The sequence below is a fragment of the Acuticoccus sp. I52.16.1 genome (assembly GCF_022865125.1).
Lineage (GTDB): Bacteria > Pseudomonadota > Alphaproteobacteria > Rhizobiales > Amorphaceae > Acuticoccus.
In genome coordinates this window covers 3,528,852-3,555,081 of the sequence record NZ_CP094828.1, presented here as the reverse complement: position 1 = coordinate 3,555,081, position 26,230 = coordinate 3,528,852, and the positions used below count along the sequence as shown (strand labels likewise).

Genomic DNA, 26,230 nt, shown 5'->3' with positions numbered 1-26,230 from the left:
ATGGCGATAGGGGCCCATTCGCTGGCGGGCGAGCCGCGGCAGGACGACGATGCACCGCACGTGCTGGTGGTCGACGACGACCAGCGCATCCGCACGCTCCTGGAGCGCTTCCTGCGCAAGGAAGGCTTCCGCGTGACGGCGACGGCGGATGCGACGGAGGCGCGACGCATCCTCTCGGGCCTCGTGTTCGACGCCGCGGTGGTGGACGTCATGATGCCCGGTGAGGACGGTCTGTCGCTGCTGGCGCACATGAAGGCGACCGGCGAGATGCCCGTCCTGATGCTCACCGCGCTGGCCGAGGCGGAGCACCGGGTGCAGGGCCTCACGCAGGGTGCGGACGACTATCTCGGCAAACCGTTCGAGCCGCAGGAGCTTTCGCTGCGGCTGAAGAACATGCTGCGGCGGCGGCCGGAGGTGGCCCGCGTGGTGCGCTTCGGCGCCTTCCGGTTCGACCTGAAGCGCGAGGAGCTGACCGACGACGGGACCCTCGTGCGGCTCACCGAGCGGGAGCGGCGGCTGTTGCGCATGCTCGCCTCGCGGCCCGGCGCCACGGTGCCGCGCCAGGACCTCGTCGCCGACGAGCAGCTCGGCGACCGGGCGATCGACGTGCAGATGAACCGCCTGCGCCGCAAGCTGGAGGACAACCCGGCCGACCCGCGCTACCTCCAGACGGTGCGCGGCCTCGGCTACCGCCTGGTCGCGGACATCGCGGACGGGCCGTGAGCCTCACCACGCCCTACCGGCGCCCGTTGTGGCGGCGGATCCTGCGGTGGGCCGGCCTGCCGCCGCCGATCGAGCGGTGGTTGCGGCGTCGCCTCCCCCGCCGTCTCTTCCCGCGCTCGATCCTCATCATCGTCCTGCCGATGATCCTGCTGCAATCGGTGGTCGCCTTCGTCTTCCTCGACCGGCACTGGGAGAACATGACCGTGCGCCTCTCGGAGGCGACGGCCGAGGCGGTCGCCGTGACGGTGCAGATGCTGGAGGCGGCGACGCCCGAGGAGCGCCCCAAGGTGCTGCGGATCGCCCGCAACACACTGTTCCAGCGCGTGCGGATGACGGACGAGACGAGCCTGCCGCAAAACCGCCCCGCCGGATTCTTCAACCTTCTCGAATATACCCTCTCGCGACATCTGCGGCGCGAGGTGGGGCGCCCCTTCGCGATCGACACGTTCGACAATGGCCGCTTCGTCGAAATCCGGGTGCTGACGAAGGTGGGGACGCTGGTCGTCGTCACGCGCCGGTCGAGCACCTACGCCTCCAACGCGCACATCACGCTGGTGTGGATGGCGGGCACGTCGCTGGTGCTGATCTTCGTCGCCGTGCTCTTCCTGCGCGGGCAGGTGCGGCCGATCCAGGAGCTGGCGGCGGCGGCGCAGAAGTTCGGTCGCGGGCGTCCGGTGGGCCGGCTTCGCCCGCACGGTGCGACCGAGGTGCGCCAGGCGACCGGCGCCTTCCTGGAGATGAAGCACCGCATCGAGTTGCAGATCGAGCAGCGCACGTCGATGCTGGCGGGCGTCAGCCACGACCTGCGCACCATGCTCACCCGCTTCCGCCTGGAGCTGGCGCTGCTGGAGCAGACCGAGGACGTCGCAGCCCTGGTGACCGACGTCGACCAGATGCAGGCGATGCTGGAGGACTACCTGCAGTTCGCCCGCACCGATACCGACGAGCCGACCGAGAACGTCTCCATCGCCGATCTGGTGGAGGACGCGGCGCGCGGGCTGGAGGTGGAGGCGACCATTCCCCCCGGCCTGACGGCGACGGTCCGCCCCACCGCCTCGCTGCGGATGATCGCCAACCTCCTCGCCAACGCGGCCGCCCATGCCGAGACGATCCGCCTGACGGCGCACCGCGAGGGCGGCTGGCTGATCATCCAGGTCGACGACGACGGGCCGGGGATCCCGCCGGACAAGCGCGCGGTCGTCTTCCAACCCTTCTTCCGGCTGGACACGGCGCGCAACCAGGACCGTTCCGGCACCGGGCTCGGCCTCACCATCGCGCGGGACGTCGCCCGGCGGCAGGGCGGCGACATCACGCTGGGTGACAGCCCGCTGGGGGGCCTGCGCGCCCGGATCCGCCTGCCGATCTGAGGCGCGTCAGTCGGCGGCCGGCGGCGTGGGCCCGTCCCCGCCTCGATCACCGGCACCGGAACCCGCATTGGCACTGGCATTGGCGCCGAGGCGGCACACACGCCGCGCGATCGGGTCGTCGCCCGGATCCTCGCACAGCGCGGTGAGCTCGGCCGGCGACACGTCGAGGAGCCGCGCGAGCTGCGGCAGGTCGCTCGGCGCCGCCTCCGCGCTGTTGTCGGGCGTAGGTGCGTCGGCGGGAGCGATCCCCGGGTCGGCCTCGAAGGGGGCCATCGTGTCGGCCTTGGCCGCCAAGACGCGCAGCAGGCGCGAGCGGAGGCGCGCATCGTCGCCGGTGACGGTGTCCGCGCCGTCGAGCAGGGCCTCGGCGGTCCAGTCGTACCACTGCGCGGCGGCGTCCGGATCCGGCGCGACGCCGGTGCCCAGGCCGTGCTGCGCGGCGATCAGCTCGCCGTACCCCGTGTCGCCCATCGCCACCGCATAGAGCGCGTAGAACCGGGCCGTGCCGGGGTCGTCGTGGCGGAACGCGAGGCCGATGCAGGTTTTGGCGACATCGCGGGCGGAGGCCAACTCGTCCCGCGCTTCGGGAATGCGGGAGGAAAAGGCCGGCGCCACGTCGTCCGGGCCGAGGGCTGCGGCCTGCGCGGCGCCCAGGCCGGTGCGATCCGCCCAGGCGGCGCACGTCGCGAGGTCGGCGCGCCCGTCGTCGGCGCCCAGCGTGTCGGGGTCGACGATGTCGACGACATAGGCGCGCACGCCGCAATAGGCGCTGCGCATCGCCGCGTCGGGCCGCAGCGTGGCGAGCTCGGCGGCGTCGACGTCGGTCTCGACGTCGCGGCAGACGGCCGCCTCGACGATCTCCCGTGATGCGGGTTCCGGCGCATCGGCCTGCGGCGAGGTGGCATCCTCGCCGGGTCCGTCCGCGGCGGCGGTCTCGCCGGGTCCGTCCTCGGCGGTGGCCGGCGGTGGCGGCGCATCGCCGGACGGCGCGGCGGCGTCGGCGACCTGCGCCGCCGCGGCGACCGTGGCAGGCGCGGCCGCCGCGGCGACGTTCCGCAGGAAGACCGGGTCGCCGCCGGCGGGCATGGCGATGTTCTGGGCGAGTGCCTCGTCCTCGGCGCGCATCAGCAACGTGCGCTCCGTGACCGACAAGGTGCCGGTCGCCTTGTGATCGATCGCCCGCTGGAAGTCGCGGATGCCGTCGCGCGTCTTGCGCCCCAGCAACCCGTCGGCGCGGCCGACCGCAAAGCCCAGCGTGTTCAACGCGGTCTGCACCGCCGGGTCGATGCGCGTCAGCTGCGCGCCGGACGATTTCAGCCGCGGCGAACTGCTGCGCCCCGGCCGCACGCGGCTCGGGCTCACCGGCGCCGGGGCGATTCGGCCGGTGTCGACCGCGGCGCTGCCCGCGGCCCGGCGGCGACGCTCGATCCGCCGGCGGATGATCGCGCCGCGCACGCACCCGGCGACGCCCGGCACCACGACGCAGTAGGCCTCGGCGCGGCCGCTGCCGAGGCCCGCACGCTGCGGGCCGGCCAGCAGGACACCGAGCGCGAGCAACCCGGCGCCAGCCCAGCGGACGGCGCGGCGGATGGATCGGCGGCGAGGACTGGCGCTGCGGCTCATGAGGACACCTCCTAGCGGCATGGATCGGCGAGCTGGCACCCGGTCCGCCGCGCCGAGGCACGGGCCACCGGCCCCAGCGCCCGCGTCCGGAGCCGCCCGCCGAGCCGTAATCGATCGACTGTCCGCGGTGCGCGCGGTGAAAGTCGTTCCGAGTGCACCGCAAGGGGGCCAATTAACCGAACCTCACCGGCCCCGCAATGCGTCGATCCCGCACCCGCCGGCCGGCGCCACCTGCGGTGTGACGCGCTGTCGCGCCTCGGCGCGGCGGCGGTCCGCGGCGGTCCGCGACGCGCGGCAGACTCTCAGCGGCGGAAGCTCAGCGGCGGACGGTGATCGCCGTATTCTCCGGCCCGACCGTCACCACCAGATCGAAGAGCTTCTGCGCGTCGGCCGGGTGCAGCCGCACGCAGCCGTGCGAGGCGGGGCGGCCGAGGCTGCGCGTCTCGTACGAGCCGTGGATGGCATAGCCGCGGTCGTAGAAGATCGCGTTGGGCATCGGCGCATCGTCGTACTGGCGGGAGAAGTACTCCCGGTGCATGCGCATCGGGCGGAAGGTCCCGGTCGGCGTACGGAACCCGGCGCGACCGGTCGACACCTTCCACTGCGCGAGCGGCTGCCCCTTATATATAACAGTTAAAATCTGGTCCGAGAGATCCACCTCCGCGACCAGCGTCTTCGCCGCGGCGGGGACCATGGTCATCAGGACGAGAGCGAAGGCAACGGCCGTGCGGATCATCGTAAGCTTCTCCCAACGAGACGGGCGCCGCACCCCGCCTCCCCGGCGTATGCGACGGCAACGCATTCGAACCGATCTAAGCACGACGTTAGCAAACAACCCCTCAACACGACGACACAGTAAAGCGAGACCGACATGACCTTGTTGTTCGTGGGCCTGGCCCTCTTCCTCGGCGCCCACTCCCTGAAGATCGTGCCCGGTCCGCGGGCCCGCCTCGTCGGCGCGTTGGGCGAGACCGGGTACAAGGGCGTCTACAGTGTGGTCTCGCTCGTCGGGCTGGTGCTGATGGTGCGCGGCTATGGCGCATGGCGGCTGGAGGGGCCGCCGCTCCTGTACGCGCCGCCGGCCGGCCTGTCGCACCTGGCGCTGCTGCTCATGGCGTTGGCCTTCGTCGCCCTGCCGGCCGCCTACCTCCCCGGCCACATCAAGAAAACACTGAAGCATCCGATGCTCGTGGCGGTGAAGACGTGGGCGGTGGCACACCTCCTGGTCAACGGCGATCTGGCCTCGGTGGTCCTCTTCGGCGCCATCCTGGCGTGGGCCGTCGTGGACCGGATCTCGGTCAAGAAGCGCGAGCGGGCCGGGCTGACGGCACCCGCCGCGTTCACCCCGCACTGGCAGGCGGACGTGGCGGCTGTGGCGATCGGCCTAGTCGTTTACGGATTGTTTGTTTGGAAGCTGCATTTGTGGCTGATAGGGGTGTCGCCGCTGGCCATGGCGTCAGCGGTGTGAGTGAACCCTGCCGGGACGACAATGACCGATATTTTCGACGAAGTTGAAGAGGACCTGCGACGCGAGCGGCTCGCCAAAGTATGGGACCGCTACGGCATCTATGTCATCACCGTCGCCGTCCTCGTCGTCGTCGTGACCGCGGGCTGGCGCGGCTACGAGTGGTGGCGCGTCAACTCCGAGCGGAGCGCGGGCGAGGAATACGCCGCCCTGCTCGCCGACGTGGACGCGCAGGGCCCGGCGGCCGACACCGCGGCGCTGGCCAAGTTCGCCGAGGACGCGCCCTCGGGCTTCTCCGTCCTCGCCCGGTTCCGCAAGGCGACCGCCGAGGTGGCCGCGGGCGAGCCGGCCGCCGCCACCGAGACGCTGCGTGCCATCTCCGGCGACAGCGGCGTGCCGAACCTCTACCGCGACCTGGCCCGCGTGCGCGAAGGCCAGATCCTGATCGACACCGGCGACACCGCCGGGGCGCAAGAGGTCCTCGTCGGCCTCGCGGAGAACATCTCCAACCCGTTCAACCGCTCCGCCACCGAGCTGATGGGCCTCGCAGCCTATGCCGAGGACGACCTCGAGGACGCCAAGCGCTGGTTCACGGAGCTGAGCACGAGCGCCACCGTCGGCCAGGGGATGCGCCAGCGGGCGACGACCATGCTGAGCCTCATCGAGCGCGTGAGCGCGCAGGAGGCCGCGGTCGCCGCGCGGGACGCCGCCGCCGATGCCGCGGACGCCGCCGCCCGGAGCGCCGCCTCCGAGGCGGGTGACGGCGCACCGGCCTTCCCGATGCCCGGCGCCGACGCCACGGGGACCACCTTCCCGAAACCTGGCACGCCGAGCGCCGGCGGGGCCGACACTTCGGCCGCGACCGGGGATTCCGGCGCGGGCGAGACTGCCGCGCAGGATGCCGCCGCGGGCGCCGCGCCGGGCGAGGCCGCGACGCCGGCCGCCCCTGCGATAGAGGATGCCACAGAGGAAACCGACTGATGCGCTGGATCGCCTTCGCCCTGGCCGCAGCCCTCGGTGGCTGCGGGTCCCTCGATTCCCTCAACGTCTTCGGACCGAAGGACGAGCATCTCCTCGGCGAACGCACCACCGTCTTCACCAGCGCGCCCGAGGTGGCGGAAGGTGAGTCCAAGCCGGCCTCCTTCGGCCCCGCCCGCTCCAATTCCGATTGGCCCCAGCCCGGCGGCAACGCGCAGAACGACCCCGGCCACGTCGCCTTCTCCGGCGGTGGCGCACGGGCCTGGCGGACATCGATCAGCGGTGTCGGCAAGTCCGCCATGCGCGGTACGCTGCGGCTGACCGCACGGCCGATCGTCTCCGGCGACCGGGTGTTCGTCTATTCGCCCGACGGCTCGGTCACCGCGCTGTCGGCGGCGGGCGGCGGGCGCGTATGGTCGACCTCGCTGCGGCCGGAAGGCGAGCGCGATTCCGCTGCCGGCGGCGGTGTGACGGCGGAAGGCGGCCGCGTCTACGCCGCCACCGGTTACGGCCAGGTGGTCGCCCTCAACGCCGCCGACGGCAGCGTCATCTGGACGTCCGAGTTCGACACCCCGCTGCGCGGTGCGCCGACGGCCGGCAGCGGCAAGGTGTTCGTCGTGTCGCAGAAGAACCAGGTGTTCGCCGTCAACCAGGAGGACGGCTCCCAGGCGTTCGAGTACGACGGAATTCCCGAGCAGTCGGGCCTGTTGGCGGCCGCGTCGCCGGCGGTGTCGGGCGACAAGGTCGTCATTCCGTACTCTTCCGGCGAGGTGATGGCCTTCTCCGTCGCCTCCGGCGAGCCTGTTTGGCAGAACTTCGTCACCCGCCCCAGCCGCTCGCTGGCGGTCGCCGGCCTGAACGACGTATCCGGCAGCCCGGTGATCGACGGCAGCGTCGTCTACGCCACCGGCGTGGCCGGCAAGACCATCGCGGTCGGCCTGTCGGACGGCAACGAGGTGTGGAGCGCCAACATCGGCTCGGCGCATACGCCGGTGGTGTCCGGCAGCTCGATCTTCCTGGTCGACATCGCCGGGCGCATGGTGGCGCTCGACAAGTCGAACGGGCAGCTCCTGTGGGCCCGGCCGCTGCCGCGCGAGAAGAAGCGCGATGCGGCTTATGCTGGCCCGGTGCTGGCCGGTGGCGCGCTGTGGGCCATCTCCAACGACGGGCGGATGATCACGGTGGACCCCAAGTCGGGCCAGATCACCGCCGACCGCAAGATCGGCGGCAAGGCCTACACCGCGCCCATCGTCGCCGGCGGGCAGATGATCTTCGTGTCCGATACCGGCGAGATCACCGCCCTGCGCTGATCGCCCGCCGCCTTCGGCGGCGTGGGGCGCGCCGGGTCAGCCGGGTCAGCCGGCGCGCATCATCTTCAGCAGATCGTCCGAATTCTTCGACAGGTTGTCGTTGGCGAGGGCGATCTCCTCCGCCCGGCCGTTCAGCACCTGCGTCGCGTCGAGGTTCTGCGCGGCGAGGCCCTCCACCTCGCTCAGCGTTTTCGCCGCGTTGCTGACGCCGTTGGCCGCGTCATGCGCGCTCGCCGAGATCGACTGTGTCGCCGCCTGCTGCTCGCGCACCGCCGAGGCCACCTGCTCGAACGCCTCGCGAATGTCGCCGATCACCTTGGTGACCTCGCCCACGCCCTTCGCCACCTCGATGATGAGCCGGCGCACCGCCTCGGTTTCCTCGGACACCTGATCGGTCGCCTTGGCGGTCTGGTCGGCCAGCATCTTCACCTCGTGCGCGACGACGGCGAAACCCTTGCCGGCGGGGCCGGCGCTCGCCGCCTCGATGGTGGCGTTGAGGGCGAGGAGGTTGGTCTTGTAGGCGATGCCGGAGATCGCCCCCATCACCTCGCCGATCCGGTCGCTGGCGGCCAGCAGATCCTCCGCCCGCTTGGCGACGGTCTTGGTCTCGCTCGCCGCGTTGGAGGCCCGCTGGGTCGAGAAGGAGATGCGGTCGTTGATCTCGGCGATCGTGGCGGTCAGCTCCTCGGCCGCGCTCGCCACCATCTGCACGTTGGCCGTCGCCTCGCTGACGGCCGTGGCCCCGCTCGACAGCATCGTCTGCGTCGACGCGGTGGCGCTGGCGATACCGCCGACACGCTGGCGCATGTCCACGAACGAACTCTTGATCTGCTCCACCGCGGACTTGACGTTCATCTCGAACGTATCGGCCGAGCGGACGTGGCCGGTGATGATCTTCCAGGTGAGGACGGCGGCGACGTAGTTGCCGTCCTCGTCGTAGGAGGCGCCGATGTGGAGGTCGAGGTTCTCCTTGCCGGCGAGCACGATCTTGGAGCGGAACGGCAGCCGCTTCGGATCGCTGAGAACCCGGCGGATCCGCGCCGGCCCGGCATGGAAGGCGTCGATCGACTGCCCCATGATCTCGCTGGCGCGCACCGGCAGGTGGTCCTCCAGCGCGCCGAGCTCCTTCTCGGTCTCGCGGTTCATGTAGGTGACGCGGAATTCGTCGTGCGGGTCGGCGATCATCACCGGCACCGGGATATCGTCGAGAACCGCCTTGTAGGCGCGTCCGTCGGCGACGTGACCGGCGATCAGAGCGAGGTCGGTCCAGATCGCCCCCAGCGTGTCCGAGGCGTTCTCGGGCCGGATGGCGACGGGCTTGCGCGCCGCGATCGCCGCCACTGCGGCCCGCAGCGCCCCCATGCCGCGCCGCTGGAACACCGCGAGCGCCCCGCCCAGCGCCGCGACGACGACGGCGAGGACCACCGCGGTCGCGAGGCGGGACGACTGCGCCGCGGCCAGGGCGTCTCGCACCGCGGCGTCGGTGGTTGCAGGAAGGCTCGGCGCACCCGACATGACGACCACAATCGGACCGAGAGCGGCGAACGCCGTGAAGCCGATCAGCTTTGCGGCGAAGCCGAGGTCATTGACGATCCCGGGCCGGCGTCCGTACTGCATGAAATTCTCCGTGGTCGTATGGACCGCAAGTTATGCTAAGTCCCGCGCCTTGCTCAGCGCTGGGCCGATCCAGCCGTTGAAAGAAGTGAGACTAGGATGAAGGTCGCCATTGCTGGCCGCGCGAACGTCGGGAAGTCGACGCTGTTCAATCGTCTCGTCGGCAAGCGCCTCGCCATCGTCGACGATACGCCCGGCGTCACGCGCGACCGCCGCGAGGCGGAGGCGCGGCTGCAGGACCTGACGTTCACGCTGGTCGATACCGCCGGCTTCGAGGGGGCCGATCCCGGCACGCTCGAAGACCGCATGTGGCAGCAGATGAACCGCGCGATGGACGAGGCGGACGTCTACCTCTTCGTCGTCGACGCGCGCGCCGGCGTCACCCCGCTGGACGAGCAGCTCGCCAACGACGTGCGCCGCCGCGGCAAGCCGGTGGTGCTGATCGCCAACAAGGCCGAGGGCCGCGCCGGCGACATGATGAGCCTCGAGGCCTACAGCCTGGGTCTGGGCGACCCCATCGCCTTTTCCGCCGAGCACGGCGAGGGGATGAGCGACCTGCGCCACGCCCTGGTGGACGCTTTCGCCGAGGTCGCGACCCCGCTCCCCGAGGCCGAGGAGGACGACCACGACCGGCCGATCAGCGTGGCCATCCTGGGCCGGCCGAACGTCGGCAAGTCGACGCTGCTCAACAAGATCATCGGCGAAGACCGGATGCTGACAGGCCCCGAGGCGGGGCTGACGCGCGATTCCATCACCGTCGAGTTCAGCCACGGCGACCGGCACTTCCGTCTGGTCGATACCGCGGGTCTGCGCCGCCGCGCCCGCGTCGTCGAGGCGCTGGAGCGCGCCTCCACCGGCGACACCATCCGCGCCATGAAGTACGCCGAGGCGGCGATCGTCGTCCTCGACGCGACGATGCCGTTCGAGAAGCAGGACCTGACCATCCTCGACCTCGTCGCCCGCGAGGGGCGGGCGCTGGTGATCGCGTTCAACAAATGGGACCTCGTGCCGACGCCGGACGAGTCGATCCGCGCCGCCCGCGAGGCGGCCTCCCGGCTCATCCCGCAGGCGGCGGGGATCCGCGTCGTGCCCGTCTCCGCCCTCTCCGGCCGTGGCATCGACCGGCTGATGGACACCGTCACCGAGGCGGTGGACCGCTGGTCGACCCGAATCTCCACCGGGCGCCTCAACCGCTGGCTGGAGATGGCCACCCAGCGTCACGCGCCGCCCGCCGTCTCCGGACGGCGCATCAAGATCCGCTACATGACGCAGGCCAAGAGCCGGCCGCCGACGTTCATCGCCTTCTGCTCCCGGCCCGACGCGCTGCCCGACGCCTACAAGCGCTATCTCATCAACAGCCTGCGCGAGCAGTTCGAGATGCCGGGCGTGCCGATCCGCCTTCTCCTGCGCAAGGGCGACAATCCGTACGCGTGAGGCGGTACCGCGAGGGAGCGGACTTCACGTGCGAGTCCGACGCGGCGGCGGCGCGTGCGCTCAACCGGCGAGGCGGGCGCGAGGCTCGACCGCGACCGGCAGGCGGGCGGCGAAGATCGAGCCGGTCGGCCCGGTGACCTCGAGAGTGAGCGAACCGCCCAGCCCCCGCATGATCTGACGCGAGATGGCGAGGCCCAGGCCCGCGCCGCGGATGCCGTGCGGCGCCGCCCCGCTGATGAACTTGCCGAAGAGGCGCGGCTGCACGTCCGCCGGGATCCCCGGCCCTTGGTCGCGCACCCGCATGACCACCGTGTTCTGCTCGGTGGTGACGCTGATCAGCACCGGACCGCCGCCGCAGAACTTGATCGCGTTGGAGAGGAGGTTCACCAGCACCTGCTTCAGCCGGTCCGCGTCCGCCCGCACGAAGATCGGACCGTTCGCCTCCACCCGGATCGAGGCGCCCTGACGCTGCGCGAACCCGTCCATCACCGCCGCGGCTTCGGCGATCGCGGCCGCGGCGTCGATGCGGTCCATCCGGATCGGCGCCACCCCCGCCTCCAGTCGCGACAGGTCGAGGATGTCGTCCAGCAGGCGGCTGAGGCGGCGGCTCTCCTCCAGGATGATGTCGACGAAGCGCGCGGCGCGGTCCGGGTCGAGGGCACCTTCCCGCAACAGTTCGGCGAACGAGCGCACCGCGGTCACGGGTGTGCGCATCTCGTGGCTGACGCGGCTGAGGAAGTCGTCCTTCTCGGCCAGGAGGGCCTTGAGGGAGGCGTTGGTGGTGGCGAGTTCCGCGGTCGAGCGTTCCAGCTCGACCGAGCGGATGTCCAGCGCGCGGGCGGCCTCGATCGCCTCCTGGGTTTCCTGCAGGAGCATGATCGCGGCGTCCACCGCCAGCGGCTCGCCGATCGCGATCTGCGTGACCAGCGTGTGCGCCGAGGAGGTGCCGACGGCGAAGGCCAGTTCGCGCTCGACTTGGGCGATCAGGGTGGAGTCGGCCTCCTCGGCGGTGGTGGTGCGCATCGCGGCGAAGACCTCGTCGGCACGCTGGGACCCGAGGATGCGGCGCGCGAGGCGCATCAGCTCGCGCCGGCTGGCCGAGCGGCGCAAGGTCGGCTCCGAGCCGCCGCGGCGCAACGCGTCGACGAAGACGGTGGCCTGCAGTTCGTCGACCACGCTGCCGGAGGTGGCGAGCGAGGTGAGAACGTAGACGATGACGTTGGTCGCGATCGAGACCACGACGCCGAACACCAGCGGGTCGACCGCTCCGGCGCCGAAGAGTTGCTCCGGCGGCAGGAGGATCGCGCGCACCTCGTAGACCAGGCCCTGGCCGACGCCGAAGCTCGGCAACAACAGGAGCGCCACCCACAGCGCCGCCCCGGTGGCGAGGCCCGCCGTGGCGCCGAACCGGTTGGCCCGGCGCCAGAACAGCCCGGCCAGCAGCGCGGGCGCGAACTGCGCCACCCCCGCGAAGGCGATGAGGCCGATGGAGGCGAGCCCCCCGCCCGCCCCATGCGCCTCGGCATAGAGGGTGCCGAGGCCGATGACGCCGGCGATGGCGAGGCGGCGCGTGACCATGACCGCCGCGCCGACGCCGCCCGGCGTGTGCACCCGCCCCAGGAGGAGCGGCGCGACGAGGTGGTTGGAGATCATCACCGCCAGCGCCAGCGAGGCGACGATCACCATCGACGTCGCCGCCGACAGGCCGCCGACGAACGCCGCCAGCGCCAGCAGCGCCGAGCCCTCCGAGAGGGGCAGCGTGAGAACGTAGAGGTCCGGCTCGGCGCCCGCCGGCAGCGCGACGAGCCCCGCCGCCGCGATCGGCACCGCCGCCAGCGTGAGAAGGAAGAGGTAGGCCGGGAACAGCCACGAGGCGACGGTGATGTGCCCCTCCGAGCGGTTCTCGACCACCGCCACCTGGAACTGACGCGGCAGGCAGATGATCGCCGCGGCCGACAGCAGCATCAGCGTCGTCCACCGCGCGCCGTCGCCGGCGTTGAAGGCGCTGATCGCGTCGAGCGCCGTGGCCCCGTTGGCGAAGAGCGAACCGGCGGCCGGGTCGCGCGTCAGCACCACCGCCGCCAGCGCCGCCACCGCCAGCAGCGCCGCCAGCTTGACGATCGATTCGAACGCGATCGCCGCGACGATACCGGGCTGACTCTCGTCCGCGTTCACCCGCCGCGTGCCGAAGACGATGACGAAGAACACCATCACCGCCGCGACCCAGAACGCCGTCCCCGTCCCGTCCGCCTCCCCGCCCGACAGGACGACGAACGAGCGGCGGATGGCGATGAGCTGCAACGCGATGTACGGCGTGATCGAGGCCAGCGCGATCACCGTCACCAGCACCGCCACCGCACGGCTCTTGCCGTAGCGGGACGACATGAAGTCGGCGATCGACGTGACGCGCTGCGCCTTGGCGATGCGCACCATCTTGGGCAGGAACAGCCACCCGGTCATCAGCGCCAGAGTGGGGCCGATGTAGATGGTGACGAACTCGATCCCCGAGCGCGACGCGGTGCCCACCGCGCCGAAGAAGGTCCACGACGTGCAGTAGACCGCCAGCGAGAGGGTGTAGACGATCGGCGAGGCGAGGAAGCGGGCGCGGCCCTGCTCGGCCAGGCGGTCGGTGAGGAAGGCCACCAGGAAGAGGAGCGCCAGGTAGAGCCCGCCCACCGTGATGACGAGCGGCGCGCTCAGGGTCATCGCGGCGGCCTCGACAGGAGCCAGGTGAGGCCGATGCCGACGAGCCAGACGCTGAAGACGTAGACGAGGATCGCCGGCACATCGAACACCCGCATCGGCCGGTCGGCCAGCAGCAGCGCGGCCGGCGTGAACAGCACCGGCCCCGCGAGCGCGACGACCGTGCGCGCGTCGGCGCGGGCGCCGGAGCGTGTGGCGCGCGGCGGCGGCAGCGCCTCGACCGGGGGCGGCTCGTGCGGCGTGCGGTCCGGCGACGGGGCGTCGGCCCCAGGAGGATGGCCAGCGCTCACGAGGCGGCGAGGCCGCGCACCGTCTCCATCAGCTCACTGTTGGAGAAGGGCTTCGACACGAACGCGTCCACGCCCATGCCGAGCATTCGCTCGCGGTCCTCCCGCTGGCCCTTGGCGGTCAACACGCAGATCTTGGGCCGCTCGCTGAGCGCCAGCGCGTCGCGCGCGATGTCGAACCCGGAGCGGCCCGGCAACATGATGTCGAGCACCAGGAGGTCGCAGCCGCGCAACCGCTCGCCGGCGTCGGCTCCGCTGGCGACGACCGTCACCTCGTGCCCCTCGCGCTGGAGCAGGAAGGTCAGCGCCTCGGCGATATGGGGCTCGTCCTCGACCACCAGGACCCGCATCTCAGACCACCTCGGCGCCATGGGCGCGCTGCTGGCAGCCGGCCCGTTTGCAGGATAGGCATTCGTAGCCCGCGTAGGTCACGACGCTGTCGCGGTGCGAGATGTAGGTGTCGCCGTAGATGACGTCGCCGGCGTGCTCGGCCGCGACCCCCAGCATGACCGAGAATCGCGTCGGTGGCTGGGCCTGGCGGCGCGGCGTCTTCTCCACTGCGCGCGCCACCAGCAGGAACCGCTCGCCGTCGAGGTCGACCATCTGGCTCAGCGTGCGGCCGGGCTGGGCGAACGTCTCGTACACCACCCATAGCGGGCAGGCGCCGAAGAGGGGCAGTCGCAGTGCCGCGGTCGACAGGCGCTTGGAGACGGTGCCGGCCGGGTCGACGCGCAGGAAGGCGAAGGGCACCCCGTCCTCGCCCGGCCGGCGCAGCGTCGCGAGGCGGTGGGCCACCTGCTCGAAGCTGGCGCGGAAGCGGGCGGCGAGCTCGTCGAGGTCGTAGCGGGCGTCGAGCGCGGCCTCCAGGAAGGGGCGGTAGGGCATCATCGCCGCGCCGGCCGCGTAGCGCCAGATGGCACCGCGCGCGCGCCGCTCCGCCCCCTCGGTGCGAAACTCGTGGCCGGCGACGACGTCGTCGACGATCGTCGGGAAGCGCTCCTCGACGGCGCGACGGGCGGCGGCGAAGCGCACGCTGGGCGATCCCTCCAGCGGCGGCAACGGGTGCGCCTCCAGGAGCGTCTCGATCATGCCGAAGTAGTTGTTGTTGTCGTGCAGGAAGGCGTCCACCTCGCGCACGTCCGCCCCCGCCGCGTCCACCGCCGTGCCCGACTGCAACGCGGCGATCATGTCGCGCGCGACGTCCGTCAGCCGGGCGCTCTCGGCGACCACGGTGTCGGTAAAGCGCTCGCGCTGGGCGTCGTCGAGGGGGGAATCGTCGGAGAGGATCTCGGCGGCGGAGCGGATCGAGGTGATGCGCGACAGGATGTCGTGCGCGAACGAGGTCCACTGCGGGTCACGGGCGAAGCGGTCGGCGAGGCGGAAGGCGCGGGCCTCGGCGGTCATGGCGCGGGTGTGCAGCTCCAGCACCACGCGCGCCCACTCGGGCGAGAAGGCGACCAGCGGCGCGGCCATGCCGGGCGGCGCGGCCTCGATGCGCTGGGCCACCTCGTGCAGATCGGAGGCGAGGCGGTCGTCGCTGACGACGGTGAAGGCGTCGGTCGGCACGCCGAGCCGCTCGGCGATGCGCTTCAGCAGCCGGCCGCCGATCTGACGCTTGTCGCTCTCGATCAGCGACAGGTAGGCCGGCGAAACGCCGATGGAGGACGCGAGGTCGCGCTGCGTCACCCCGCGTGTGCGCCGCTGCGACCGGATGCGGTCGCCGATCGGTACGCGCTGCACCGTCGCCATGCGCGTCTCCCCTGGTGCCGGGCCCGCCGCCCTTGTCGAGCGATCTGAGTGGTCGGCTTATGGTTCTTGCTTTGCGCCGTACGGCCGGCGCGACGGGCGCCGGAACGACGGCCCGAGCGCCAGATTCTCGCCCCGCTTGTCAACGCGCTGAAAGTTTACAGTGCAGATTTACAGCGAGTTTGCAACCTGAACGAGGTGGCCATGCGCCGTGGACCCGCCACCGTCCGGTCACAAATTTACAACCGGGCATCGCGCCGCAGCGCAACTTTACAGATGTTTGACAACCGCGACCCGTTCGGTTGTGGCGCGCCGGGAATGCCGCGATACAGGACGATGTGGACAAGGGGCGGCACAGCCCCGCCCCCAGGGAGGAAAGAAATGACAAAGATTATCCGGCCGTCCCGCCGTCGTTTTCTTCACGGCACAGCACTCGCGGGGGCGGCCCTCGCGGCGCCGACCTTCTTTACCCGCGGCGCGTGGGCCCAGGAGTTCTGTAACAACCCCAGCGGGTCCACCGTCACGCTCGGCTTCAACGTGCCCCAGACCGGCCCCTACGCCGAAGAGGGCAAGGATGAGCTGCGCGCCTTCGAGCTCGCCGTGAAGCACCTCAACGGCGAGGGCGACGGCGGGATGATGACCACCTTCAAGCCCTCCAACCTGAAGGGCAACGGTATCCTCGGCAAGAAGGTCGAGTTCGTCACCGGCGACACGCAGACCAAGTCCGACGCCGCCCGCGCCTCCGCCCGCCGCATGATCGAGAAGGATGGCGTCATCATGGTGTCCGGCGGCTCGTCGTCGGGCGTCGCCATCGCCGTGCAGTCGCTCTGCCAGGAGATGGGCGTGGTCTTCATGGCCGGCCTCACCCACTCCAACGACACCACCGGCAAGGACAAGCGCCGCTACGGCTTCCGCCACTTCTTCAACGCCTACCAGTCCGGCCAGGCGCTGGGCGCGGTCGTCGCCGAGGCGTACGGCAAGGACCGTCAGGCCTACCACCTCACCGCCGACTATACCTGGGGCTGGACGCAGGAAGAATCGATCAAGGACGCCACCGAGAAGCAGGGCTGGGGCACCACGCAGACGGTCCGCACCCCGCTCGGCGCGGGTGACTTCTCGCAGTACCTCACCCCGGTTCTCAATTCCGGCGCGGACGTCCTCATCCTCAACCACTACGGCGGCGACCTCGTGAACTCGCTGACGCAGGCGGTGCAGTTCGGCATGCGCGAGAAGCAGGTCAACGGCAAGACCTTCGAGATCGTCGTGCCGCTGTTCTCCGAGCTGATGGCCCAGGGCGCGGGCGAGAACGTCGCCGGCATCTTCGGCACCTCCAACTGGTCCTGGATGCTGGACAACCCGGGCAGCCAGGCGTTCGCCAAGTCGTTCGGCCAGGAATACGGGCGTCCGCCCTCGCAGGCGGCCCACACCTGCTACGTGCAGACCCTCCTCTACGCCAACGCGGTCGAGACCGCCGGCACCTTCGCCCCGCCGGAAGTCATCAAGGCCCTCGAAGGCTTCGAGTTCGACGGCATGGGCAACGGCCCGACCCTCTACCGCGACACCGACCACCAGTGCTTCAAGGACGTGCTCGTGGTGCGCGGCAACGAGAAGCCCTCCTCCGAGTTCGACCTGCTGCCGGTCTACAAGATCGTCCCGCGCGCCGACGTCACGTACGACGCGTCGATCTTCGGCGGCGAACTCGGCCCCTACGAGGTCGCCGGCTGCGCGGCCTGAGGCACGGCGCGGGCGCCCGGTGACGGGCACCCCGCTTCGACGACGCGGACGGCGGGCCCCGGCGCCCGCCTCCCACACCACGAGGCGGCGGCGCCGGCCCGCAGCGATCCCGATCGGGGCGCGGCGGCCGGCGTTCGCACCAGCGTGACGAGCGGGCGACGCACGGCGCCGCCCCTCATCGCCCGCAGGGACCGGCGGCCGCGCGGCCCGCCCCCCGCGAGCACGCGGCTCCGGACCGCTTCGACTTCGACAGCACCGACACGTCCGGCGACCGCAGCCCCAGGGGACTGCGGTCCGGTGCATTCATGCGGCTATCACGGTGGGAAGGCTCGATGGACGCCATACTGCTCCAGATCCTCAACGGGCTCGACAAAGGCGGCGCCTACGCGCTGATCGCGCTGGGCCTGACCTTGACGTTCGGCACGCTCGGCGTCGTCAACTTCGCGCATGGGGCGCTGTTCATGCTCGGCGCCTTCTGCGTCGTCGGCGTGCAGCAACTGCTCACCATCTCCGAGCGGGTCCGCGACGAATCGATCACCTTCTTCGAGGCCTATATCGAGCAGCCTCACCTGGTCTCCTGGTTCGGCGACACGGGCGCGGCGATCATCGACTGGGTGATCCCGATCTCGCTGCTGGTCTCGATCCCGATCATGCTCCTCGTCGGCATCCTGATGGAGCGCGGCCTCATCCGCTTCTTCTACAAGCGGCCCCACGCCGAGCAGATCCTCGTCACCTTCGGCCTCGCCATCGTGCTGGCGGAGATCATCAAGGCCTGGTTCGGTGCCAATCCGATCCCGGTGCAGCCGCCCGAGATCGTGCGCGGCTCGGCCGACATCGGCGCCATCCTGGGGCTCGACGCCAACCTCTCCTACCCGTGGTGGCGGCTGATCTACCTCGTCTCGTCGGTCCTCATCATCGGCGGCGTCTTCGCCTTCCTCAATCTCACCACCTACGGCATGGTCGTGCGCGCCGGCATGGCCGACCGCGAGACGGTGCAGCTCCTCGGCATCAACATCCAGCGCCGGTTCACCATCGTCTTCGGGCTCGCCGCGGTCGTCGCGGGGCTGGCGGGCGCGCTCTACACCGGCATCCAGCCGCCCAACTACAACATCGGCATGGAGTTCCTGGTGCTCTCCTTCGTCGTCGTCGTGGTCGGCGGCATGGGCTCCCTCCCCGGCGCGGTCGCCGCCGGGTTCCTCCTTGGCATGCTGCAGTCCTTCGCCTCCCTCAACGAGGTGAAGTCCCTGCTCCCCGGCATCGACCAAGTCATCATCTACCTCGTCGCCGTGGTCGTGCTGCTCACCAGACCGCGCGGTCTGCTTGGCCGCAAAGGCGTGATGGAGGCGTAAATGGATCAGGCACGCGACACCGAATCGCCCTTCGCCACCCCCGTCGTCGACAAGCCCAAGAGCCAGTCGGCCTTCTACCGGACCAGCGGTGCGGTGCCGACGCAGCTGCCGCCGCTCGGCCCGGACATGGCCCCGCTGTGGCCGCCCAAGCGCGACATCGTGATGACGGTCCTCTTCGGCATCGTCGTCTTCACGATGCCGATCTGGCTGCAACCGTTCGGCGCGGCCTACCCGGACCTGATGCAGCGGTTCGCGATCTACGGGATCTTCGCGATCGGCTTCAACATCCTGTTCGGGCTGACGGGCTACCTCTCGTTCGGGCACGCCGCCTTCCTCGGCGTCGGGTCCTACACCGCGGTGTGGTCGTTCAAGCTCTTGTCGCTGAACATCATCCCGGCGATCGTCTGCTCCACCTTGATGGCGGGCGTCTTCGCGGTCGTCATCGGCTACGTGTCGCTGCGGCGCTCGGGCATCTACTTCTCGATCCTGACGCTCGCCTTCGCGCAGATGTGCTACAACCTCGCCTACTCGGTGCTGACGCCGATCACCAACGGCGAGACCGGCCTGCGCGTCCTGCGCGACGACCCGCGCGTGATCGACGCCGCGTTCGGGGACGCCGCCGTCGCGGTGCCGCGGGCGGAGATCTTCGGCGTGCAGATCACCGGCATGGCCGGGTTCTGGACCTGCGCCATCTGCCTGATGATCGCCTTCTACATCGCGCTGCGGATCACCCGCTCGCCCTTCGGCATGATGCTGCGCGGCATCAAGTCGAACCAGGTGCGCATGTCCTATGTCGGCTTCAACACGCGGCCCTACACCCTCGTCGCCTTCATCATTTCGGGCATGTATGCCGGTCTCGCGGGGGGGCTCCTGGCGGTGGTCGACCCGCTCGCCGGCGCCGAGCGCATGCAGTGGACCGCCTCGGGCGAGGTCGTGCTGATGACCATCCTGGGCGGCGCCGGTACGCTGATCGGCCCGTTCATCGGCGCGGTGATCATCAAGTACTTCGAGAACATCTTCTCCTCGCTGGGCGATTCCACCCTGGTCGACGCCTTCTCCTTCCTGCCGCAGTGGCTCGACCATGCCGTCGTCTACGTTGTGGCCCCGTTCGTGGGCGAAGGCTGGCATCTGACGCTGGGCGTCATCTTCATGATCGTCGTCATCTTCCTGCCGGGCGGCCTGGTGGAAGGGTTCCGCCGCATCGGCCGCCTCTTCCGGTCCAAGGAGCGCTGACATGGTCGACAACAAGGTGCTCCACGTCGCCGACGTGCAGAAGAACTTCGCCGGGCTGAAGGCGCTGTCGGACATCGACCTCACCATTACCGAGGCGAAGACCCACGCCATCATCGGCCCCAACGGCGCGGGCAAATCGACCCTCCTCAACGTGGTGGTCGGACGCATCATCCCCGACGAGGGCGCGGTGGTGTTCGACGGAACGGTGATCACCGGCAAGAAGCCGCACGAGATCAACCAGCTCGGCATCGCCCGCGTCTTCCAGACGCCGGAGATCTTCAACGACCTGACGCTGCTGCAGAACGTGATGGTCCCGGCCTACGCCAAGCGCGACGGGCCGCTGCGGCTCAACATCATGAGCCCGCTCGACGGCGACACCGACATCCGCCTCGCCGCCGAGGAGATCCTCGAGGACCTCGGCCTCGCCGACAAGCGGCACGACGACGCCAGCTCCATGTCGCGCGGCGACAAGCGGCGGCTGGAGCTGGCGATGTGCCTCGTCCAGCGGCCCAAGCTCCTGCTGCTCGACGAGCCGACCGCCGGCATGAGCCGCCTCGACACCAATCGCACGATCGACCTTTTGCAGAAGATCAAGGCGAGCGGGATGACGAAGGTGATCATCGAGCACGACATGCACGTCGTCTTCTCGCTGGCCGACACCGTCTCTGTGCTGGCCGGCGGACGGATCATCGCCCAAGGCACCCCCGAAGAGGTCCGCCGCGACCCCAAGGTGCAGGAAGCCTACCTCGGAGGAGCCCACTGATGTCCGCCGCTGACACCCTCGCCGCCCCGGCGCCGGCCACGGTCGCCGAACCGTTCTTCTCCTGCCGCGACGTGCACGCCTACTACGGCGAGAGCTACATCGTGCAGGGCGTGTCGTTCGACGTCGCCGAGGGCGAGGTGATCGCGCTGCTGGGCCGCAACGGCGCCGGCAAGACGTCCACCTTGCGCACTATCGCCCGGACCGACACGCCGCAGATGCGCAAGGGCGAGATCTGGCTGGGCGGCAAGGCGCTGCACAAGACCAACGCGGTCGGCGCCGCACAGGCCGGCCTGCAGCTGGTGCCCGAGGATCGACGCATCATCGCCGGACTGACGGTGGAGGAGAACCTGAAGCTGGCGCAGATCGCCGAGCCGAAGGGCTGGGACATCGAGGAGGTGTACCAGCGCTTTCCCCGCCTCGCCGAGCGGCGCCGGCAGGAGGCCGTCACCATGTCGGGCGGCGAGCAACAGATGCTGGCCGTCGCCCGCGCGCTGTGCCGCGAGCTGAAGCTCCTGCTGCTCGACGAGCCCTACGAGGGGCTCGCCCCCGTGATCGTCCAGGAGATCGAGCGGATCGTCGCCGAGATCAAGGACGCCGGCATCACCACCATCATGGTCGAGCAGAACGCGATCGCCGCGCTGCACCTCGCCGACCGCGCCATCATCATGGACATGGGCGAGATCGTCTATACCGGCACCGCCAAGGAGGTGCTGGACGACAAGGCGCTGCGCGAAGAGTACCTCGCCGTCTGACAGCGGACGGGCGGGCGGCCCGGCGGCCGCCTCCTCCCTTGCTTACGCCGCGATCGGCAGTTGCCGCGCGATGGCGGCGATGTGGCGCAGGTCCGTCCCGCAGCAGCCGCCGAAGACGGTGAAGTGCGCGAACCGCCGGGCGAGCGCCGCCAGCTGGCCGCCCAGCTCCTCCGGGTCGCCGTCGTCGAGTTCGGTCGCGTTGTCGAGCTCGGCGTGGCTGCACCGCGACGCGTTGGCGACGAACCCTTTCACCCGCGCCATCCACGCCTCGTCCCGCCACGCGCCCTCGGCGTGTTCCGGGTGCGCGCAGTTGACGAGGTAGTAGGCGGGCGCCCCGTCGCTCGCCCGGTCCACCGTCTCGACCGCCTCGCGAAGCGTGCCGCCCGTCGGCAGGCGCCCGTCGGTCTCCACCGTGAACGAGATCGCCACCGGCAGCCCCACCGCCCGCGCCACCCGGACGATCCCGATCGCCTCCTCCGCGTAGCCGATGGTGAAGGCGTTGATCATCTCGGCCCCCGCCTCTGCCAGAGTGCGGATCTGGCGGCCATGGTACGCCTCGGCCTGCTCGGCCGACATCAGGCGCTCCGGCGCGTAGCCGTCCGCGCGCGGGCCGACCATCCCGGACACCACCGTCGGCACCGCGCCGGCGCGGGCCTGCGCCTCCGCGGCGAACGCGACGCAGCTGCGGTTCACCGCGTCGAGCCGCGCGCCGCCGTAGCCGATCCCCGCGCTGCGGTCGGCGTTGGCCGTCCAGGTCAGCGTGTCGAGGATGACGCCGGCGCCGACCTCCCGCGCCGTGGCGACGAGGCCGTCGTAGTAGGCGGCGAGAAGCTCCGCCCCGGACGGGCTCTCCAGCAACGGATAGGCGGCGAAGCCGGGCAGATCGATCCCCTTGTTGAAGATGATGTCGGTCTCGTTGCCGGTATATTGCAGGAACGGCTGTGACAATTGCGGCAGTGTTGCATTCATCGGTTTCATCCCTCTGCGGCGGCCGGCTGTCGCGGTCCGCATGCTGAAGCGATTTTCGCGCGCGCCCCGGCGAGGGTTCGACGCGGCGCCTCGTAAGTGCAAACATCGGGATCGAGCCGCCGCCGAACTGTGCTGCGGAACACTTGACGAAGGAACATGGACCTTAAGATGAGCGAGACCGACTGGCGCCTGAACGGCGTGCGGATCGTGAAGGCCGACGAGTTGGACCCGAACACCGCCAAGACTCCGGGCATGGACCGCGCCGCGGCGATCAACTTCGCGAAGGCGGGGGCGCAGAAGCTCTGGGCCGGCACCGTCTCCATCCATCCCGACGCCAAGACCGGCGCCCATCACCACGGGCACCTGGAGTCGGTGATCTACATCGTGCGGGGGCGCGCCCGCATGCGCTGGGGCGACAAGCTGCAATATGTCGCCGAGGCCGACCCCGGCGACTTCATCTTCGTGCCGCCCTACGTGCCGCACCAGGAGATCAATGCCATGACCGACGAGACGCTGGAGTGCGTCCTCGTGCGATCGGACCAGGAGCCGGTGGTGGTCAATCTCGACATCGACCCGGTGGAATCGCCCGAGCCGGTGCGCTGGACGGATCCCAACCACCCAGCCGAATGAGCCCGCGCCGAGGGGGCCGCCGCGGCGCCCTCGGCGGCTGATGCAGCAACAGAAAAGGCGGGCCGAGGCCCGCCTTTCGCGTTTTACGTTGCGCCTTTCGCGTCGCCGATCAGTTCGGCACGCCGTCCGACGGGTTCGGCGGGAAGGCGTCCGACACCTCCTCGCCGTGCAGGAGATCGAGGGCGAACTTCAGCTGCTCGTCGTCGTCCCGCTCGGTCGGAACGAAGGTGAGCGAGCCGGAGCGCTCCTCCTCCTCGCCGTCCTCGGCGACCAGGTGGCCGCGCAGGGAGGCCTCGCCGCGCGCCTGCAGCTTGCCCTGCAGCTCCTCCGGGAGCGGCTGCTTGACCTCGATGTCGGGGTCGATGCCGCGGGCCTGGATGGAACGGCCGGACGGGGTGTAATAGCGCGCCGTCGTCAGCCGCATGGCACCGTTGGCTCCCAGCGGCACAATGGTCTGCACCGAGCCCTTGCCGAAGGATTGCGTGCCGACGATCGTCGCCCGCTTGTGGTCCTGCAGCGCGCCGGCGACGATCTCGGACGCCGAGGCCGACCCGCCGTTGATCAGCACGATCAGCGGCTTGCCGTCGATCAGGTCGCCCATCTCGGCGGCATAGCGCTGGGCCTTGTCCTCGTCCCGCCCGCGGGTGGAGACGATCTCACCCTGGTTCAGGAACGCGTCGGAGACGTCGACCGCCTCGTTCAGCAGGCCGCCGGGGTTGTTGCGCAGGTCGATCACGAAGCCCTTCAGCTCCTTGTCGCCCGCCTCCTCGGTGAGCTTCTTGACGCCCTCGCGCACGCCCGTCGTCGTCCGCTCGTTGAACGAGGAGACGCGGATGTAGCCGATGTCGTCGCCCATGATCTCCCACTTGACCGACTGGATCTGGATCTTGGCGCGGGTGATCTCGATGTCGATCGGATCGTCGACGCCTTCGCGGCGGACGGTGATCTTGATCGCGGTGTCCACGGGGCCGCGCATCCGGTCGACCGCCTCGGCGAGGCTGAGGCCCATGACCTCCTCACCGTCGAGGTGGGTGATGAGGTCGCCGGCGAGCACGCCCGCCTTGAAGGCCGGGGTATCGTCGATCGGCGAGACGACCTTGATGAGGTCGCCTTCCATCGTGACCTCGATGCCGAGGCCGCCGAACTCCCCGGACGTCTGGACCTGCATGTCCTCGAAATCGTCGGGCGGCATGTAGCTGGAGTGCGGGTCGAGCGAAGTGAGCATGCCGTTGATGGCCGAGGCGATCAGCGCCTTCTCGTCCGGCGCTTCCACGTACTGGGCGCGCACACGCTCGAACACGTCGCCGAAGAGGTTGAGCTGGCGGTAGGTGTCGGCCGAGGCGGCGTTCGCATTGATGGCCAGGATCGCCCCGGGATCCGCGAGCGCTACGGCGCCCGCCGCGCCCATCGCCGCACCCGTCATCAACAAACCAATTCGACGGATCATCCACTTGTCCTTCCTGCATCGGCCGTGGCCTCACGCCACCAGCCCTGACTGTCGATCGCAATGCGATCCTTGCGGAGCTCTATGTAAAGGGCTGGCCTTGAGCCAAGAAGGTCGGACCCTTTGACGCTGGCGGAGACAGCAGCAGAGCGCCGGGTGGACTCACCCATCCGGCCCAATGGAGCGCCCGGTTCGACCCTGTCACCGATCACGACCGACGTCGATTCCAACCCTGCCAAGACCATATGGTATCCTTGGCCCGCGTCCAGGATCAAGACTTCGCCGTAGTCACTGAACGGCGCCGAAAACAACACCGTCGCCGCCATCGGTGCAAAGACCGTCGCCTGCGGCAAGGCCGCGATCGTGCGGCCGTTCGACACGTCGCCCGTCCCCGTCGTCTCGCCAAACGTCGAGATCACGCGCCCGGCCACCGGCAGAGTCAAGCTGCCGCGCCGCTGCTCGAAGGGTTGCGCCGGAGGGGCGGCGGTCACCGTGCCCTCGCGCTGAAGGCGCTCGATGAGCCCGGCGACGGTGCGCTCCTCCTCCGCGAGGCGCGCCGCGTCCGCCGAGGCCCGCTCGCGCTCGTAGAGCGAGAGGGCGCGCCGCCGCTGCAACTCGGCGCTCAACTCGTCGAGCCGCCGGCGCTCGCCGTTGAGCTCCTCGAGATCCTCGCGCAATTTGGCCCAGCTCGCCCGCTCGTCCGCCTCCAACCGCGCGGCGCGGGTCAGCGTCGCGGTCAAGGTGCGGGCGTTCTTGTCCAGCTCCGGCAGGACCGCGTTGAGGAGGATCGCGCCGCGTACGGTGTCGGTGGGGTCGCCGGTGTCGCCGAACAGGGCGGGCGGCGGACGCCGGCCGATGCGCTGCAGCGCCATCAACACCGAGGACAGCTCGCTGCGCTTGGCGGCGAGGTCCTGGCGGATCGCGGCCTGATCGTCCGTCAGGCGCTCCAGCTTGTCCTCCTCGGCGGAGATCTGCTGCTCCAGGCCGGCGACCTTGGCCGCGGTCTCCTCGGTGCGCTCGCGCAGCTTGGCCTCGTCGCCGGCGAGGTCGACCAGCTCGTCGCTCAGCTCGGTCGCGCGCGCTTCGGCCGCCGACGCACTTTCGCGCAGCCGCTCCAGGCGTTGCACCAGCTGCTGGCGTTCACGGTCCGCGCCCCCGTCGCCCGCGGCCGAAGGCGTCTCCTGGGCCGTCGCCGCCAGCGGCAGCACCAAGAGGAGCGCGAGGGCGACGGCGCGGGCGATCATGCGCGGTGATAGGGGTGGCCGAGGCGGATGGTCACGGCGCGGTAAAGCTGCTCCAGCAGCACCGCGCGGGCGAGGAGGTGCGGCAGCGTCATCGGCCCCAGCGACAAGGCCTGATCGGCGGCCTGCTTCACGCCGTCACCGTGCCCGTCGGCGCCACCGATGGCGAAGGTCACATTCGCGTGACCGGCGTCGAGCCAGCCCTGGATGCGCGCGGCGAACTCGGTGCTCGTCCAGGCCGCTCCGGTCTCGTCCAGCATGACGAGGGGGCCGGGTTTGCGTGCGGCCAGGATCTTGTCAGCCTCGATCGCAGCCTTCGTGGGACCGGTCGCTTCGTTGAACTCGCGAACGGTGACGGACGACAGGCCCATCGAGCGGCCGATGCGTTCGGCCCGCTCCATATAGCGGCCGCACAGCTCGGCCTCGGGGCTTTGCCCGGCCTTGCCGACGGCGAGGATCAGTAGATTCAGACGACGAGCTCCACCTGTGCCGCCGAATCCATCTGCCACATCTTTTCGAGGTTGTAGAAGGTTCGCACCTCCGGCCGAAAGACGTGGATAATGACGTCACCGGTGTCGATCAGGACCCAATCGCAGCTATTGAGGCCTTCCACCTTGACGGCTTTGGCGCCGTTGTCCTTCAGATCGCGAAGGAGACGGTCGGCCACGGCGCCGACGTGGCGGTGAGAGCGGCCGGACGCCACGATCATGTGATCTGCGATCGGGGTCTTGCCGGTCACATCGATGGCGACGATGTCCTCGGCCTTGGAATCTTCCAGGCTGTCGAGGACGACGGCGAGGGGCACGGCGATTTCGCCTGCATCCTCACTATGAGGCGAGATCGCCCCATTTGACGTCAATGCCAT

At 70.3% G+C, this 26,230-nt stretch carries 24 protein-coding genes; 12 read left to right on the top strand and 12 right to left on the bottom strand.

All coding sequences use genetic code 11. The features are described from left to right. Both MRB58_RS16020 and MRB58_RS16015 read left to right on the top strand, forming a co-directional pair. Positions 1-723 carry a response regulator gene (locus tag MRB58_RS16020; RefSeq protein WP_244778119.1) on the top strand — a complete coding sequence of 241 codons (723 nt, stop codon included), beginning with the start codon at positions 1-3 and terminating at the stop codon, positions 721-723. Then, a complete protein-coding gene (locus MRB58_RS16015; protein ID WP_244778118.1) occupies positions 720-2,090 on the top strand; it encodes an ATP-binding protein in 1,371 nt (456 codons plus the stop codon). The genes MRB58_RS16020 and MRB58_RS16015 overlap by 4 nt, the downstream gene beginning before the upstream one ends. A gap of 6 nt (positions 2,091-2,096) precedes the next feature. Here the strand turns inward: MRB58_RS16015 and MRB58_RS16010 are convergent, their stop codons facing one another. Together MRB58_RS16010 and MRB58_RS16005 are read right to left on the bottom strand one after the other, a co-directional pair. Next, complete coding sequence (locus MRB58_RS16010; protein WP_244778117.1) at positions 2,097-3,713, bottom strand: peptidoglycan-binding protein; 1,617 nt, start codon at positions 3,711-3,713, stop codon at positions 2,097-2,099. A 316-nt stretch (positions 3,714-4,029) separates the two neighbouring features. Further along, the gene (locus tag MRB58_RS16005) at positions 4,030-4,449 is read right to left on the bottom strand and encodes a L,D-transpeptidase (protein ID WP_244778116.1); all 420 of its coding nucleotides are present in this window, start codon (positions 4,447-4,449) and stop codon (positions 4,030-4,032) included. Positions 4,450-4,584: 135 nt separating this feature from the next. On the opposite strand from MRB58_RS16005, the gene MRB58_RS16000 reads away from it, so the two are divergent. The 3 genes from MRB58_RS16000 to MRB58_RS15990 are packed head-to-tail and all read left to right on the top strand — an operon-like array spanning position 4,585 to position 7,466. Then, positions 4,585-5,181 (top strand): NnrU family protein, encoded by a 597-nt coding sequence (locus MRB58_RS16000; RefSeq protein WP_244778115.1) that lies wholly within the window; start codon positions 4,585-4,587, stop codon positions 5,179-5,181. Between the two features lie 21 nt (positions 5,182-5,202). Continuing rightward, the gene (locus MRB58_RS15995; RefSeq protein ID WP_244778114.1) at positions 5,203-6,159 is read left to right on the top strand and encodes a tetratricopeptide repeat protein; all 957 of its coding nucleotides are present in this window, start codon (positions 5,203-5,205) and stop codon (positions 6,157-6,159) included. After that, on the top strand, positions 6,159-7,466 hold the full coding sequence (locus tag MRB58_RS15990; protein WP_244778113.1) for a PQQ-binding-like beta-propeller repeat protein: 1,308 nt from the start codon (positions 6,159-6,161) through the stop codon (positions 7,464-7,466). The genes MRB58_RS15995 and MRB58_RS15990 overlap by 1 nt, the downstream gene beginning before the upstream one ends. A gap of 45 nt (positions 7,467-7,511) precedes the next feature. Here MRB58_RS15990 and MRB58_RS15985 read toward each other — a convergent pair whose 3' ends face one another. Continuing rightward, the gene (locus MRB58_RS15985; RefSeq protein ID WP_244778112.1) at positions 7,512-9,083 is read right to left on the bottom strand and encodes a methyl-accepting chemotaxis protein; all 1,572 of its coding nucleotides are present in this window, start codon (positions 9,081-9,083) and stop codon (positions 7,512-7,514) included. A gap of 96 nt (positions 9,084-9,179) precedes the next feature. On the opposite strand from MRB58_RS15985, the gene der reads away from it, so the two are divergent. Further along, positions 9,180-10,514: a ribosome biogenesis GTPase Der gene (gene der / locus MRB58_RS15980; protein ID WP_244778111.1), complete on the top strand. Its 1,335-nt coding sequence runs from the start codon at positions 9,180-9,182 to the stop codon at positions 10,512-10,514. A gap of 60 nt (positions 10,515-10,574) precedes the next feature. On the opposite strand, the gene MRB58_RS15975 is transcribed toward der, so the two are convergent. The 4 genes from MRB58_RS15975 to MRB58_RS15960 are packed head-to-tail and all read right to left on the bottom strand — an operon-like array spanning position 10,575 to position 15,253. Beyond that, entirely contained in the window at positions 10,575-13,220 is a 2,646-nt protein-coding gene (locus MRB58_RS15975; protein WP_244778110.1) for an ATP-binding protein, read from the bottom strand. Beyond that, positions 13,217-13,507, bottom strand: a complete 291-nt coding sequence (locus MRB58_RS15970) for a hypothetical protein (protein ID WP_244778109.1) — start codon at positions 13,505-13,507, stop codon at positions 13,217-13,219. Before MRB58_RS15970 ends, MRB58_RS15975 begins: the two co-directional genes overlap by 4 nt. Then, the gene (locus MRB58_RS15965; protein WP_244778108.1) at positions 13,504-13,854 is read right to left on the bottom strand and encodes a response regulator transcription factor; all 351 of its coding nucleotides are present in this window, start codon (positions 13,852-13,854) and stop codon (positions 13,504-13,506) included. The genes MRB58_RS15970 and MRB58_RS15965 overlap by 4 nt, the downstream gene beginning before the upstream one ends. 1 nt (position 13,855) lies before the next feature. Next, a complete protein-coding gene (locus MRB58_RS15960) occupies positions 13,856-15,253 on the bottom strand; it encodes a helix-turn-helix domain-containing protein (RefSeq protein ID WP_244778107.1) in 1,398 nt (465 codons plus the stop codon). A 378-nt stretch (positions 15,254-15,631) separates the two neighbouring features. Here MRB58_RS15960 and MRB58_RS15955 point away from each other — a divergent pair, with 378 nt between their 5' ends. From MRB58_RS15955 to MRB58_RS15935, 5 genes are all read left to right on the top strand, one after another. Beyond that, entirely contained in the window at positions 15,632-16,984 is a 1,353-nt protein-coding gene (locus MRB58_RS15955) for a substrate-binding protein (RefSeq protein ID WP_244778106.1), read from the top strand. 332 nt (positions 16,985-17,316) lie between these two features. Further along, positions 17,317-18,333 (top strand): branched-chain amino acid ABC transporter permease, encoded by a 1,017-nt coding sequence (locus tag MRB58_RS15950; protein ID WP_244778105.1) that lies wholly within the window; start codon positions 17,317-17,319, stop codon positions 18,331-18,333. Between the two features lie 126 nt (positions 18,334-18,459). Beyond that, positions 18,460-19,566: a branched-chain amino acid ABC transporter permease gene (locus MRB58_RS15945; RefSeq protein WP_371747296.1), complete on the top strand. Its 1,107-nt coding sequence runs from the start codon at positions 18,460-18,462 to the stop codon at positions 19,564-19,566. A 1-nt stretch (position 19,567) separates the two neighbouring features. Further along, positions 19,568-20,329 (top strand): ABC transporter ATP-binding protein, encoded by a 762-nt coding sequence (locus tag MRB58_RS15940; protein ID WP_244778104.1) that lies wholly within the window; start codon positions 19,568-19,570, stop codon positions 20,327-20,329. After that, on the top strand, positions 20,329-21,081 hold the full coding sequence (locus MRB58_RS15935) for an ABC transporter ATP-binding protein (protein WP_244778103.1): 753 nt from the start codon (positions 20,329-20,331) through the stop codon (positions 21,079-21,081). The genes MRB58_RS15940 and MRB58_RS15935 overlap by 1 nt, the downstream gene beginning before the upstream one ends. Before the next feature lie 42 nt (positions 21,082-21,123). On the opposite strand, the gene MRB58_RS15930 is transcribed toward MRB58_RS15935, so the two are convergent. Beyond that, a complete protein-coding gene (locus tag MRB58_RS15930; RefSeq protein ID WP_244778102.1) occupies positions 21,124-22,050 on the bottom strand; it encodes a homocysteine S-methyltransferase family protein in 927 nt (308 codons plus the stop codon). Between the two features lie 156 nt (positions 22,051-22,206). Here MRB58_RS15930 and MRB58_RS15925 point away from each other — a divergent pair, with 156 nt between their 5' ends. Then, positions 22,207-22,680 carry a cupin domain-containing protein gene (locus tag MRB58_RS15925; protein ID WP_244778101.1) on the top strand — a complete coding sequence of 158 codons (474 nt, stop codon included), beginning with the start codon at positions 22,207-22,209 and terminating at the stop codon, positions 22,678-22,680. Between the two features lie 109 nt (positions 22,681-22,789). Here MRB58_RS15925 and MRB58_RS15920 read toward each other — a convergent pair whose 3' ends face one another. From MRB58_RS15920 to rsfS, 4 genes are read right to left on the bottom strand one after another with little or no spacing between them, the layout of a single operon-like run. Beyond that, positions 22,790-24,127: a S41 family peptidase gene (locus MRB58_RS15920; RefSeq protein WP_244778100.1), complete on the bottom strand. Its 1,338-nt coding sequence runs from the start codon at positions 24,125-24,127 to the stop codon at positions 22,790-22,792. Next, positions 24,124-25,332 (bottom strand): murein hydrolase activator EnvC, encoded by a 1,209-nt coding sequence (locus MRB58_RS15915; RefSeq protein ID WP_244782008.1) that lies wholly within the window; start codon positions 25,330-25,332, stop codon positions 24,124-24,126. The genes MRB58_RS15920 and MRB58_RS15915 overlap by 4 nt, the downstream gene beginning before the upstream one ends. 32 nt (positions 25,333-25,364) lie before the next feature. After that, positions 25,365-25,874, bottom strand: coding sequence for a 23S rRNA (pseudouridine(1915)-N(3))-methyltransferase RlmH (locus MRB58_RS15910; protein ID WP_244778099.1), 510 nt, complete (start codon positions 25,872-25,874; stop codon positions 25,365-25,367). Beyond that, positions 25,832-26,230, bottom strand: a complete 399-nt coding sequence (gene rsfS / locus MRB58_RS15905) for a ribosome silencing factor (protein ID WP_244778098.1) — start codon at positions 26,228-26,230, stop codon at positions 25,832-25,834. Before rsfS ends, MRB58_RS15910 begins: the two co-directional genes overlap by 43 nt.